The 13,337-nt window shown below is 59.5% G+C and carries 10 protein-coding genes and 4 pseudogenes; 8 read left to right on the top strand and 6 right to left on the bottom strand.

Going from position 1 to position 13,337, the window contains the following annotated elements; genetic code table 11:
* Positions 1-98: 98 nt before the first annotated feature.
* Positions 99-377: pseudogene (locus QJT82_RS20635) on the top strand (IS110 family transposase); the annotation flags it as partial.
* 1,476 nt (positions 378-1,853) lie between these two features.
* The gene (locus tag QJT82_RS20630) at positions 1,854-2,036 is read left to right on the top strand and encodes a hypothetical protein (protein WP_028342758.1); all 183 of its coding nucleotides are present in this window, start codon (positions 1,854-1,856) and stop codon (positions 2,034-2,036) included.
* An 838-nt stretch (positions 2,037-2,874) separates the two neighbouring features.
* On the opposite strand, the gene QJT82_RS20625 is transcribed toward QJT82_RS20630, so the two are convergent.
* Positions 2,875-3,105, bottom strand: a complete 231-nt coding sequence (locus QJT82_RS20625; RefSeq protein ID WP_051448012.1) for a DUF3606 domain-containing protein — start codon at positions 3,103-3,105, stop codon at positions 2,875-2,877.
* A 121-nt stretch (positions 3,106-3,226) separates the two neighbouring features.
* Between QJT82_RS20625 and ligD the strand changes: the two genes are divergently transcribed.
* On the top strand, positions 3,227-4,150 hold the full coding sequence (gene ligD / locus QJT82_RS20620; RefSeq protein ID WP_028342757.1) for a non-homologous end-joining DNA ligase: 924 nt from the start codon (positions 3,227-3,229) through the stop codon (positions 4,148-4,150).
* 207 nt (positions 4,151-4,357) lie between these two features.
* Here the strand turns inward: ligD and QJT82_RS20615 are convergent, their stop codons facing one another.
* From QJT82_RS20615 to QJT82_RS20595, 5 genes and pseudogenes are all read right to left on the bottom strand, one after another.
* The gene (locus QJT82_RS20615; protein ID WP_028342756.1) at positions 4,358-4,735 is read right to left on the bottom strand and encodes a DUF1515 family protein; all 378 of its coding nucleotides are present in this window, start codon (positions 4,733-4,735) and stop codon (positions 4,358-4,360) included.
* A 110-nt stretch (positions 4,736-4,845) separates the two neighbouring features.
* On the bottom strand, positions 4,846-5,580 hold the full coding sequence (locus tag QJT82_RS20610; protein ID WP_028342755.1) for a hypothetical protein: 735 nt from the start codon (positions 5,578-5,580) through the stop codon (positions 4,846-4,848).
* 156 nt (positions 5,581-5,736) lie between these two features.
* Positions 5,737-5,997 carry a hypothetical protein gene (locus QJT82_RS20605; RefSeq protein ID WP_028342754.1) on the bottom strand — a complete coding sequence of 87 codons (261 nt, stop codon included), beginning with the start codon at positions 5,995-5,997 and terminating at the stop codon, positions 5,737-5,739.
* Between the two features lie 319 nt (positions 5,998-6,316).
* Positions 6,317-6,481 (bottom strand): annotated as a pseudogene (locus QJT82_RS45615) (DUF6496 domain-containing protein); the annotation flags it as partial.
* A gap of 212 nt (positions 6,482-6,693) precedes the next feature.
* Complete coding sequence (locus tag QJT82_RS20595) at positions 6,694-7,191, bottom strand: DUF892 family protein (RefSeq protein WP_028342752.1); 498 nt, start codon at positions 7,189-7,191, stop codon at positions 6,694-6,696.
* A 2,235-nt stretch (positions 7,192-9,426) separates the two neighbouring features.
* Between QJT82_RS20595 and QJT82_RS20585 the strand changes: the two genes are divergently transcribed.
* From QJT82_RS20585 to QJT82_RS20565, 5 genes and pseudogenes are all read left to right on the top strand, one after another.
* Positions 9,427-9,882, top strand: a complete 456-nt coding sequence (locus QJT82_RS20585) for an Hsp20 family protein (protein ID WP_028342751.1) — start codon at positions 9,427-9,429, stop codon at positions 9,880-9,882.
* Positions 9,883-10,281: 399 nt separating this feature from the next.
* Positions 10,282-10,599 (top strand): hypothetical protein, encoded by a 318-nt coding sequence (locus tag QJT82_RS20580; protein ID WP_155258649.1) that lies wholly within the window; start codon positions 10,282-10,284, stop codon positions 10,597-10,599.
* A 235-nt stretch (positions 10,600-10,834) separates the two neighbouring features.
* Positions 10,835-11,044, top strand: a complete 210-nt coding sequence (locus tag QJT82_RS20575; protein ID WP_245288817.1) for a hypothetical protein — start codon at positions 10,835-10,837, stop codon at positions 11,042-11,044.
* 1,208 nt (positions 11,045-12,252) lie between these two features.
* Positions 12,253-12,480, top strand: a pseudogene (locus tag QJT82_RS20570) (Ku protein); the annotation flags it as partial.
* 150 nt (positions 12,481-12,630) lie between these two features.
* Positions 12,631-13,077 (top strand): annotated as a pseudogene (locus tag QJT82_RS20565) (DNA polymerase IV); the annotation flags it as partial.
* Between the last annotated feature and the right edge of the window lie 260 nt (positions 13,078-13,337).

Genomic DNA, 13,337 nt, shown 5'->3' with positions numbered 1-13,337 from the left:
AAGGAGTGGGCGCCGTTTGAGGCTCCCACGATTCGGAGGAGCAGCCTATGCAGTCAATTTCGACGATCGGTCTGGATATCGCGAAGTCGGTCTTCTAAGTGCACGGCGTTGATACAGCCGGCCAGGTGGTCATACGCCGTCAGTTGAGGCGCGGGAACGTTCTGGCGTTTTCCCAGAAGCTGCCGCCATGCCTGGTGGGGATCGAGGCTTGCGCATCATCGCACCATTGGTCCCGCGAGCTGCAGGCGTTGGGGCATACGGTGCGATTGATGCCTCCGGCCTATGTGAAGCCCTACGTCAAGCGGCAGAAGAACGACAGCACCGACGCGGAGGCGATTTGTGAGGCGGTCACGAGACCCAACATGCGGTTCGTGCCGACATGATGGCCAGGGGCGAGCGCTACAGGGAGCCCATCGCGCTCGTGGCGTAACTCATCGCGCCGGACATCCGGTGTAACGTAACGGTTGGGAGGGCGAACAGCACGTAATGCAGCGCCGGTCGATCCGGCGATCAGGACAACCCACTTGGGCCACGGCATCTTCGAATGCGTGCTTTTGACCGGGACCTGATCCGCGGAGGGCATTATGGCCAGCGGTCATGTAGGCCGGTTCCATAGGTTGAACTTATCCGCGCTTCCCGTATCTAATGACGCCGCTGGCGACAAACCATTTCGGACGCAGCGGCGTTAGTACCGATGGCGTCTCCAACACCGCCTACAAACAAAAAGTGTCTGTGTCCGATATGCGGTGAGCTCGCGCTGATGCTTTCCGCAGCGACAGCTCCCTTCGCGTCCGGCGCGATATCCGATCTCTCTTGCCCTAATGGGCACAGCCTCATAATCACCCCGAAGGGAAAGGTCGTAATTGCCTCGACACCTCGGCGCGAATAACATCATTTGCGTAACTACGGCTGTCGGTTTGCGACAGCGCGAGTGCCCGTATAGAAAGCAAGGCATATCGAGATAACAAGGAACGAGACCGCCTCAGCCGACGGCACTCCCAGCGATTAAAAATTCTATAAATTCCGAAACCTAACCTACGTTACTTAGTTGTTGCGGATCACCGGCGCGCCAAAGGCACTGGCGGCTGAGAGACCGATCGCGCTCCCGCCCTTCTAGACCAGCGCGGCGCGCGTTATACGGTGCTCGCCAGACAAATCACTGACCAGCAGTCCCTCGATGCCATAGCGCTGATACTCGCAAACCATGACGCGCAGAAGCGCGAGCTTCATCCCGAACCGAAAGAGTAAGGCCGCCCCTCAGGTGTCGGATATTTCGTCATTTTCGGCTAGTGCCTCACTTTGAAGTTCCGTAGATGAAAGTTCCAGCCCTTAAGGAACAACGCTCCTATGTTATCTTGGTGCGTTGTATCGCCATCACCGGCCGAGGCTCTGTCCGTAGGCGTCGGTGGCTGAGAGACCGAGCGCGCTCCCGCCTGCAAAGCCAGGGAGCACGGCCCTGAGTACGTTCATCCGCGAGATCATCGCGCGGGCGGTCGAATTGCTAAAGCTGCCTAAGCCTGACACCTTCCTCGGCCGCAAGACGCAGGAGCCTTTCCCGCAGGAGGAAAGCAGATATGGCGAAGAAAAGGACCGTGGGCGAGCACTTGGATACTCCCGCCAAGCGGGCACGAGCCAGGTTGCGCCGACTAAGCACCGGGCTAGAGACGGGCCGTAACAAGTCAGCGGACAAGGAAGGCGGCCCCAGCGAGGTGTCAGCCGGGGCCACTTCGGACGTTCAAATGCCATCGGTAGGACGTGAGGTAACAGCATCGGAACGTGCGCGATAAACGAGCCCGCTTCGCGTTCGTTCCTTGAGGGAGCGTAGTGTTTGCGGGTCCCTAGGACGCCGTTAGATGAAGATGATTGCTGAGTACCTGGAGCGGGCTCACCAGTTCGAGCGGATGGCTACGCATGAAAGTGATCCCAAGCTCAAGGCTGATCTTGAAGGACAGGCGGAGGCATACTACGAGCTCGCGAGTAAGCGAGCGCAGGAGATGGGATTGCCGTCGCCCAAGACCAAAGGCCAGCCCGGCTGAGGCCGCGGCCGGCTCACCCGAAACAACCCCGCGTAATCTGGCTGAAAAAGTTGCAGCTTTTTCCTGGCTGCAGAAATGAAAAGGGGCCGTTTCGCGTGACGGCCCCTTACCGGAAATCTGAAAATTGCTGCGGAATGAAATCTAGCCCCGGCAGCGAATAAATTAGCGCCGAATGGTCCACAGGTTGACTCCGTAGAATCCCGGTGTCGGCCGCCGATGGGCACTCCAAGAAAAAGGCCCCAGCACCTCTGGGGGCCTGGAGGCCGGTGCCGAGGCCAGTTGTCCTTCGATGAATCGGGGCGTGACCCGAGGTTTCCAACGCTAACACCGGTGTCAGGAATTGCTACTCCTTCTCCCCGGCGATCGGGTGCCTTAGTTGTCGCAGCAAGTGTCCTGACTGGACAGCGTAATAAGAAAGGACCCCAGCCTTGACGCTGGGGTCAGGATGTAGCTGGGCGTCTCGTGCCGGTAGCGGTGCGGCACCGAACAGGGCGACCAATGCAAGCGCAAGCGCTTCGTTCCTACCTAGAAAAGGCCCCAGCATCCGGATCATGCTGGGGCCAAGTCGCCGAAACGCTGTCCACCGAGTAGCAGCGGTCGTCGGTCTAGGGCTGAAAAAATGCGAAATGAAAATTACAAGCCCTGCTGCTCGGATCATCTAAGCGATCTCCGGTTCCGAAAATATCCCGTGTGAATCTTCGCGGAAAAAGCTGTGCTTTATCCGGTCTACAGGTGACGATCCCAAGGGAGATGATCGCGAATGTGCCCCGGGTCTTCGGGGGCAAGAGCCGGGGCACGCTCCACTCGTCCATGCCGCTCTGCCGTGGGCGGCACATTGCTAACGATGCTTCGAAGGTGCCGTTCCTAACGACTTTTTCATCGCCGACCCGGGCCGGCGCTCAACTCGCTTGCGGCTGGTGCCGACCTTCTTGACGGCTTTCTTCACCGATGCGGCCGACTTGCCGGTTTTCCTCGCCTCATAGCGCACCTCGTAATCCTGCCCGCCGGCGACGCGCGCACGGTCCTGCTTGCGACCGCGCGCGGTCTGCTTCTTCGCCTTCTTTGCCATTCCGGCCTCCCTGTTGGTGATGGCCAACTCTGGTTATGATCGACCGTTCCATAGCGGAGATGCGGCGGAACGATTGCGATTGCGCCAGTTTGAATCAGCTCATTGTTTGTGGAGTTGCGTTGTGGCGTTTCAGCGTAGGAAGCCCGAGGCGATCGGAACCAAGGCGCTCTTTCCCGGCTTCATCGCGCCGGCCCTGGCATCGCCGATCGAGAAGGTACCGAGCGGCACACGCTGGATCCACGAGATCAAGTTCGACGGCTATCGGATTCAAACCCACATCGCCCATGACGAGGTGAAGATCTACACCCGGCGCGGCAACGACTGGACCAAACGCTTCAAGAAGGTTGCCGACGACGCCTGGCACATTTCCGCATCGTCAGCCGTCATCGACGGCGAGATCGTCGTTCCCTCGGCAGACGGCACGACCGACTTCTCCGTGCTGCAGAACGAGCTGCGGGGCAAGTCGACCAGGATCGTGATGGTGGCCTTCGACCTGTTGTACCTCAATGGTCGTGATCTCCGGAAGCTGCCGCTGGTCGAGCGCAAGGCAGTGCTCAAAAAGCTGATCGCCGGCACCGCTATCCAGTTCAGCGAGAGCTTCGAGGTCGACGGCCCCAAGATGTTCACCCACGCCTGCAAGCTCGGGTACGAGGGCGTGGTGTCGAAGGTGGCAAACAGTGTCTATCCGATCGGTACCCGCAGCCGGGACTGGGTCAAGAAAACCTGCGCCCAGCGCGAGACCCTGACCATCGCGGGCTTTGCGCTCGACGGCAATGACTGGGACGGCATCTATGTCGGCCGACGCAAGGGCGACGAGTTGATCTATGCCGGCAAGGTCGACCACGGCTTTGACAAGGCGTCGGCCGCCGATCTCCGCAAACGCCTGACGCCGCTGATCCGCAAGACGCAGCCCTACACCAAGCGCATCGCACACAAGGCGATCTGGGTTGAGCCGAAGGTGCTGGCCGAGATCGAGTACCGCGCAAAATCCGCCGAGGGCAAGGTGCGGCACCCATTCTTTCGTGGCGTGCGAGAAGATCTATGAGCAAGCCTTGCTGCATTTTTTGCGACGACACAAGATGGGTTTGTGAGAACCATCAGGACCAGCCCTGGACCGGTCCGCACGCGTGCACTTGCGGCGGCGCCGGCGCGCCCTGTCCCGCCTGCAATAAGGCTGATGATGGGCAAATCCCTCGCCTCCCCAAAGGTTTCGATCAAGACCCCGATTAGGAGGAGCGATCGCACGTGACCATCAGTGCTTGACGTGAATGTCGACGAAGTTGTTCACGACCCAGACGACGCCGCCGGTCAAACCGACCGCGGCCCAATAGAGCCAGCGGCTGACGTTCCTGACGCCGGCCGCCTGGACGCGAACGTTCTGGACGGCCTGGACGGTCGGCTTCATCTCGGCGATGTCTTTGGTCACCGTCGAGATCTGCGCGCCCATCGTCGTGACGTCGGCCCGCAACGCCTCAACCTTTTGATGCAGATCCTTCCGGCCCTCCGAGGCCTTCTCTTCCATCCGCTGCCAGGTCTGCAGCAGCGTCGAGACAGTCGACTCGAGCCCGCCGATCTTGGCGGCCATTTGAAGCAAGGCAGCATTTACGCCGGCTGTTTCGTCGCCGCTCATTTCGCCTTTTTTCGCTTGAACAGGCCGAACCGAGGCGACGGCTTTTCCGCCGGCGCCGAGCTGTCGCAGGCGACGGCCTCGACGCGGCCGATGCCCTCGCGGACGTCCTGTTATTGGCAGACGGCGCGACGCAGGCAGGCATTGACCTTTGCCAGCGCCGCGCGGTCGGTTTTCCAGAGCCGCTCGATCTCGCCGGCGTCGAGATCGCGATCCGGCGTATCGACCGGCGCGCGCTCGCAGGCCGCGACGTCCGCCGGCATCGGCGGAATGTTCGGCGCGTCCGGAGGCGGAGGCTGCAGCTTGTCGACGCTACCGGACGCCACGCACCCGGCGAGACATGTCGCAAGTAAAGCACTTGTTAGAATTAGCCGGCGTTGCATCGATTGCCCCCTGGTTGGTCCTGAGCTGCTCCTCGGCTGCCGCAGCACGCTTGGCGTCGCGCTGCTGCAGGGCTTTGGCGAAAACGAGCTGGCGGTCCCTTTCCGCGAGTCGCGCCTGCAATTGTGCATTCTGCTCGGCGACATGGGCCGCCTCGCACTTGGCATCGGCCGCGCTATAAAGCCGGCGTTGTAGAGATGCATGCCGCCGGCGATCGCAGCGCCGCCGGCGACGACAGCCAGGCTGCCGGCGAACAGCGCGCCGGCGGCAAATGGCGAGAGGTTCACGCCGGCGAGGCCCGCCAGGCGCATGACGATTGCGACGACCCAGCTCATGCGTGCTTCCCCGCAGCCGCAGTCGATCGTCACGCCGGACTGTTCGCCGACCCAGGTCGGCCAGCGCAGATGCTTCGAATACCAGGCTTCGCTGGTGACCTCGGCCGAGACGATCAGGTCAAACGGAGGCACGGGAGATGCCATGCAAATCGATAGCGCTCGCAGAAACCAGCGCTGGTCATAGTGATAATCCTTTATTTCGGAAGAAAGCGCCTTTAGCGAGGGGTTCGCTAGAGCGAGAAGGTCACCGACCGTCGTGCCGAGTAGCGGAGCGGAAGCTAGGAACTTCTAATTTGCTAGATGCATATCTTGCTGGGCATCACTTGGCAGCGTGAAGCGATGTTTAGAGAAAGTATCATAGATCAATTGCGGGAGATCGAACGTCAGGTAGTCGAGGGAGAGCGTCAGCTGGCTGAATGCGAGGCACGCCTTGTTGAACTGAAGCGACAGAATCACGAAAAGGCCGGTATGCAGCGCGAGCTTGAGACGCTGCGCAACAACCAGAGCCAACTCGAACAAGAGCGGCAGCGCCTGCTGTTCCTGCTTCACCCGTAGTCATTTAAGAGCGGAAGCGTTGCAACACCTCAGGAGCACTGGGCTTCGGCAAGCCATATTGCTCGGCGCGCTTCTCTGCCAAATGTCTGTACGCAGCAGCCTGCCTCAACAGCACTGATCTGAACGCTTCATTCTCTTCAGAGGCTGCTAACCGCTCGAACTCAACAGCTCGATCCAAGTATTCCGTAAGCATCTTCATGACTGCAAACCACCGCACGACCGCCCTTAGGGCAAGTGTCGCGCTTCCGAACAAGACCTGTCAATCACATCGACGCGGTGAGTAAATCGAGCCTCTCTCCCCAAGTTAGTCATTTTAGTTTTTGTGCTGCGGCCCGATCAGACCAGGGCATTTGCGCGAATTAGAAGCTGGTCGACTTGCGCGTCGGACAGGCCGACGACCTGGGGCCTTAGAGAGGCCGATGGTGATGGCCTGTTTTCGGCTCCTCACTTTCCCGCCCTTGCCGCCGCGTCCACTCTTGGCGGTGCCCTTCTAGCAGCGGCGCATTTCATTTTCGACGTCGCTGCTCGAGCTTTTCGATTAGCGGCGCTTTTTCGATTTCTTCGTTTTCTTGGCACTCTTCGCCATGGCCGCTTCCTCCCGCAAGGCACTGCGGGCCTTCGGGCTCTCCAGCACCGTAATGAGGTCGTAGGGATTATTGAAGCCGCGATCTCAATAATCCCCAGTCCGCATCAGGCCGCTTCGGCCTCGGCATTGACGACGCTCTTGGCGAGGCTGGTCAGCGTTTGATCCGTCTTCTTCTCTTCCGCCAGTGTTTCCTTCAAAAGCTTGACGGCATCGGCGAGGCCGAGCTCGTCCGCCCATGTGATAAGCGTGCCGTAACGGGAGATCTCGTAATGCTCGACCGCCTGGGCCGCGGCGAGAAGACCGGCATCGAGAGCAGCCGCGCCCTTATACTCGGACATGATTTCCTTTCCCTCATCGAGAATGCCCATGATGGCATCGCAGGTCTTGCCCTGGGGCCGAGCCTTGATCGTCGTGAAAACTGATTCGAGACGTTCAATCTGGGCTTCGGTCTCCTCCTGGTGCTTCTCGAACGCGGCGCGCAGTTCGTCGCTTTTTGCAGCCTTGGCCATTTTGGGGAGCGCGCTCAGAATCTTCTTCTCGGCAAAATAGATATCCTTGAGGGTGTCGTGGAAAAGGTCCTGCAGGGTCTTGTTTTTGCTCATGGCGTGCCTCCAGATGAAATTTACACGACAAGCCGCTCAACCCCGAGTGGTTCCTACGCAAAAGCCCGGGGTCCGCGGGACATCGTTTGATGAAGGTGGAAGCGGCCACCAACTGAGGCCGCCTGACCGTCGCAAGCCCATCGTGGCCACAGCGGAAGTCAATCGGCCGCGTGGCAACGTAAATCTTCAGATCAGCTCCGGCCGCGATCATCGTGACGCTCGCACCGCACGGATCACCCGGGATAGCTGTTCGGCATCAATGGCCGTATCCGTCCGCAGCACGACATCACCGATCGCGATCTCAAGCCTGATCGCCGGAACCTGACGCTCCTCCATTTTCCACAACCAGCGGCGCAAAAGTCGGTGGAGACGCCTCGCACGGCGACAACATGCCTCGCTGTCGAAACCGCCGTCGCCAATCGTAGATTTGCCAGCGCGTCGCCCCGTGCTTGCTCGCAACCTCAGACACCTAGGCACCGGGCAACAGACTCTCGGCGACGATCCGGGCTCTCTCAGCTTCCGAACGCACGCGGCGCCCCGACGGCCCTTCAAGAACTTCCAGCCGGCTCACCGACCCCGACGGGCCGTCCAAATGGACGTCCTTTTTGCTGTCCAATCCCATCCCAACCTCCGTCCAAGCCGGAGGCTTCTTCGCACAGCCTTCCCAATCCTGAAGCAAGGGTCCCGGCTAAGCGCTTACGGCAAAACCCTCTCCAGCATCAATCCAACGACCATCACGGATTGCAGAAGTTGGCACGGGCCGGAAATAACGCACGTTAATCCCCGCAGCATGTTGGCCGCAAAACGCTGCTATCCGCCTAGGCGAGATCAACGGGCGAGCATGGGCGCCGGTTGTTCGGACCACCGGCCCATCGACGTTTGCGATGAGTTATGAGCGCACTTTAAGGGCTAACCGACGCAATGGTTGCTTGGCTGCCAGATCCGATTTCTGCTCGTTCGGATTACCCATTGTTAGTCGCGAAACGTGGCAGCGTCTCGCACATACTTACATCTGTCAGGATTTTGCATTCCTTCCTGGGGCTAAGCCAGCGCCGACCGCAAGCATTTCAAGCGGTCGGCGTTGTGCTGTGGGCTTGCGATTTCGCAACCAGGACGGCAGCGGCGCATCTTCCGGGGCCAGGCGGCGTGACGCCGAAGCCGTCCCGATTGCCAGCGCTCCATGAGGCGCGATGTCATTGTAACGAACAACGATCGACATTGGAGATGCCATCGCGGATTACCTCAACTTGACAAGTGTCTAAGTTCTTCCGCGCTGACTTATGCGCCCCTCGAGCCTGGAACTTTCTGGCTTCAATGTGCTTCTTGATTCCGTTTTTAGGGCAGGATCGTCAGCGTTGGAGAGAGGAGCCATGAAGCGACGACGCCGGGTTAAACAGATTTTTCCCCTTGAAGAACGTCTTTTCAGAGAAGCCCAAGACCTACGCGAGCGGGCGAAGAAACTTCCCCCCGGTCGAGAGCGTGAGGTATTGTTGAGGAAGGCGCGGCAGGAAGAGGCCACCGCGCACTTGACGGCATGGCTAATGTCATCCGGTCCACGGGTCCCCATCTAACATGCAGGCTAACCAACACCTCGACGCCGTTGAACTTGCCTTTGTCTGCGCAGCGGCGGTGTCATTTGTTGCGCTCGTCGCCAGCGTTGCTTGGCTACTGTGAACACAGACGCCCCAGCCGGAGTGCTGGGGCTCTGGCTTTAGCTCCTGCAGGGAACCCGTGACGTGGAGTTATCTCATCGTCACCGGCCAGGGCTCTGCCCGTGGGCGTCGGTGGCTGAGAGACCAAGAGTTCTGCCGCCTGTTTGAACGAGGGAGCGCGGCCATGGCCGATCAGCGCGTCATCAATCGCATTTACAGCGATTAACGGCTAGACGGGCACATCATTGATGCGGCCCTCCGGGTTTCGGCTGAATCTATCCGGTTGCTCAAAGACAACCTGCCGCCGGATACATTCATCGGTTCGTCGCAGCCCTAAGTAGGGCCGACGCATCCAGCGCTGCACCGACGGACGCGCTGTCCTGAAAGGCGCAAAGGCCGATTATCCGCTGCGCATTTTTTTGCTTGGACGTTCTTGACACCGCCAAATCGCGTTCTAATTCCTTTTTCGCGCAGGTCACCGTTAAGGAGGCCGGCGCCCTGGACGCCAATCGGGTCCAGGCAAACGGGCGCCGGTCGTGTCCGGTGCTTCTCATACCCATCTTGCTCTTTGGAGGATTTGGCTATGCGCACGTACGACTTCTCTCCCTTGTTCCGGTCGACAATTGGATTCGATCGCCTCTTCGACTTGGCCGAAACGGCCCAGCGAGCCACCGAAGACAACTACCCGCCCTACAATATCGAGCGACTTTCGGATGACCGCTACCAGATCGCGCTCGCGGTCGCCGGCTTCTCCCCGGACGAGATCTCCGTTACCGCTGAGCAGAACGTCCTGACGATCGAAGGCAACAAGGTCGAAAAGGCGGACCGGGATTACCTCTATCAAGGCATCTCGACCCGCCGATTCAGACGGCAATTTAGCTTGGCCGACCATGTTCTGGTGAAGGACGCCGCGTTTGACAACGGTCTACTCAAGATCGAGCTGGCGCGCGAAATTCCGGAAGCCATGAAGCCGCGGCGGATCGCAATCAACGCGACGCAGCCGAGCCGGCCGCAACAGCTCGAGTCCGCTGCAGCCTGACAGCCGCGAAGCCGCGTCCGGATCTGCCGCACGCGGCTTCGATCATCCAATTCTCGTCTTGGAACGGAGGCAAACATGCGGCCGACGACCGCGAATGTCATTTCCCTGAATGTATCTGACCGCAAAGAGGCGCGGTTTAGTCATCCCCGAGATGTCCTGGCGGATCTGTCCCTGACCACGGAAGAAAAACGCGCTCTCTTGGCGTCATGGGCGTCTGACGCTGCCGCGGTTCCGTGCCGTCCAGGCTTACGGGCGCCACGGGATCTACGATCACCGGTCAGGCTGGAGGCTATTCTCGACGCCCTATGCCGTCTCGACAGCGATCCTCATCATCCGTCGGGAGGTAAACCCCGTCGTCTTCGCTCCACCGCGCGTCCGCTAGCCGCTTAGGAGGGTGACATGAACGACCTCAACCTTCCGAAACATATCGTGGACAGGATCGAAGCCCGCTGGTGCGCCCGGCAGGTCTCGACAAATGAAAAGCGCGAGATCGTCGACCGCCAGCTCGAACAGCTTCGGGCGCATCGCAACAACATCCAGCGGTATCGATGGCTACTCAGCACAGAGCTGAGCGACCTTGAGCGCAACTTTATCGAACGACGTCTGTCCGAGGAATCGTCGGCGATGGAAAGTCTGGCGGCTCAGATTCCCCTTCTCGTCCATGAACGGCCACCACTCGGCGGCACAGCCAGTCGATCGGAAGGGGCCTCACCATGAGTACGCAATTTCTGATACGTGGAAGCCAGAAGGTAATTAGTCACTATCAGTTTTTGTTGGACACAGCCGAATCGGAACAGGAGCGGGAGACATTCGCGAAAAGGATCGAAGAAGAGAAGCGAAACCTGGAACGGCTGCTTGCTGATCTCGCTCGGCCAGCCCAAGCGGCCTGATCAGTTACCGTTCAAGGCAACGTGGGCGGCAAGGCTTAGACGGCATGAGAACGCCAATATCGGTGAAGGACCTGGAGTTGATCGCGCTGCGCGAGATTCGCAGTTTTCCCGGCGGTGAATATGTGTGCCATGTGGAAGTCATTCCAGCGAGCGCGGATTGGAGTCTTCATGCGACGGTCAGGGACGGCGCCGATCTCAACCGAATCCAGCACGCCGCGGAAGCCGCGGCGTTCAGATTGAAGCATCGTTATCAACTAAGAACCGATTGGTGACGACAGTGAGGGGGCGACAAAGCCGCCTCACTTCACCCTGAAGAAGTGGCCCCAGCATCCGGATCATGCTGGGGCCAAGCTGGATCGCCGACCGCTGTCCACCGAGTAGCAACGATCGTCGTTACTAGGGCCGAAAAAATACGGAATGAAAATTACCTGCCCGTTGTTCGGATCATCCCAAACGACGCCCGGTCCGAAAATAACGCGTGTGAATCCTGACAGGAGAAAATTCCGCTTTTTTAGCATAGGTCTATTCCTGCAGCGGGACGATTTCCCGTAGCTTCCCGGTGCAGGCACTGGACCGAGCTTGCTAAATCGCGGTCATGCCAAGCACTTTCATTCATAGAGGTGTCACGTTCAAAGTGACACGGCGATACGATGATCAATTCGAAATCACCATTGAGATGGACGGAGAAACAATACGCAGTACCGTTCGAACCAGGCTGCCTGAGCTGGCAAGACGACGTGCCGAGATGCTCATCAATCGAAAGCTAAAAAAGAGGATTCGGCCGGTGTGAGTTTAGCCGGCGCGCCCCAGCGAGAGCTGCGTTCATGCCAAGGCTCGACGCCGTGAACCCGATCAAACCGAGCGCTGATCGCGAGTGTGCCCCGGGTCTTCGGGGGCAAGAGCCGGGGCACTGCTGCCCGCCAGCGACGCGCGTACGGTCCTGCTTGCGACCGCGCGCGCTCTGCTTCTTCGCTTTCTTTGCCATTTCAGGCCTCCCAATCGCGCCGCAGTTTCGTTGCGGCAGATCGGGAACAACGACTCAATGACTTCGGTTCCTAACCTACATAGCGGGCATAAGTTTTGGCACGAGGAAGGGCCCGTTGACGCAGGTGCTATAACTGGCGGTGTCGGTTGATTCGAGACCACACCATGAAGCCCAATGCGCAACATCGCCCGCCGCAGCAAGCCGCCCGTCCAGCCTATCGGAGCCTCGAAGGCTGGGCGCTCGGCATGCTGATCGAGCACCAGCCGTCAGGGAGTGCGAGCACCACGGTCATGCCCTCGATCGCACCGACCTCGATGCGCGGAACCGGGCTCGCGAGGCGGCGTGGAACCGGCCCTTCCCGGGCGCCACGCCGGAAGAGTGTCAGGAGGTCCTGCGCAGCATCGGAGATGCCTGCCCCGACTGCTAGCGCAGACTCCACTTCGCTGACCGGCGTCCTATATTGATACCATTCAGTGTAGTGGAGTTTGTTTGAGTATGGCGCCGCGCGCCAATTGGAAGGGCTTTTTGCGGTTATCGCTGGTGACGTGTCCCATTGCACTGTTCCCGGCGACCTCTGAATCCGACAAGATCAGCTTCAACCAGATCAACAAGAAGACCGGCCACCAGATCAAATATCTGAAGGTCGACGCCGACACCGGCGAAGAAGTTGATTCCGACGACATCATCAAGGGCTACAAGGTCGACACCGACGGATATCTCGAGCGCGTTATCTTTCCATTCGCGCGCACGGTCATGGTGGTAAAGCCGACAAAGCCACCAGCCGTCTTGTCGTCCCACTCGTCTTGCCATGTGCCGAACAAATCCAGCAAGAAGGCAACGTCGGTAACAGCCGCGACTAAGGTGTGATCGGGTCAGTCGCTCGAATTCATGCAGGCCAATTTCGGCAAGGCCGGTGCGTACTACTATTGGATCTCGAGGGGCGTCGATAATTGTGAGGTCCGCGCGGATCGAATTCGGAAGTCGGTCGGCGCAGAGACTACTTTCTCCAGCGATTTGACCGAATTCCAAACGTTGGCCGCCGAACTGCAGCCACTGATCGAAAAGGTCTGGCGGCACTGCGAAGACAAGGCAGCGCGTGGCCGAACGGTGACCCTCAAGGTAAAGTTCAACGACATCGAAATCATTACGCGCAGCAGGTCGGTACCTGCCGCGGTTTCGAGCCGCGCGGAACTCGAACGACTGTCGATCGCGCTGCTTCAGAACAAGATACCCTTTTCCAGGTCAGTCCGGCTGTTGGGGGTTTCGCTTTCGTCCTTACAAGGCGACGATGCGGCGCCGCAACTTGACCTGCCGATCTGAAGGTCGCGGCTGACACGTCGGACGTCGTCAATTCCGGACGATACGTCCTTATCACCACGCTGTGGAAACCCAGATTGCCGACGCGGTTCTATTGCATGGCCGCAACAAGGTCTGCAAGGACGCTGCGCATCGGCCGGTCGACAACACCTGCCACCGGCGCACCGGCAGGCATGAAGAAGACGGTGCCGGCCAACATTTGATTCGCTGGTGTGCGTGTCTCGATCAGACGTCATTTGTCCGTATCGACGGCCCAGTCACGG

The sequence above is a fragment of the Bradyrhizobium sp. Mp19 genome (assembly GCF_029952935.1).
In the GTDB taxonomy this organism is placed as follows: domain Bacteria; phylum Pseudomonadota; class Alphaproteobacteria; order Rhizobiales; family Xanthobacteraceae; genus Bradyrhizobium; species Bradyrhizobium elkanii.
The sequence above is the reverse complement of the archived record's forward strand: the minus strand, read 5'-3'. Positions and strand labels throughout refer to the sequence as shown.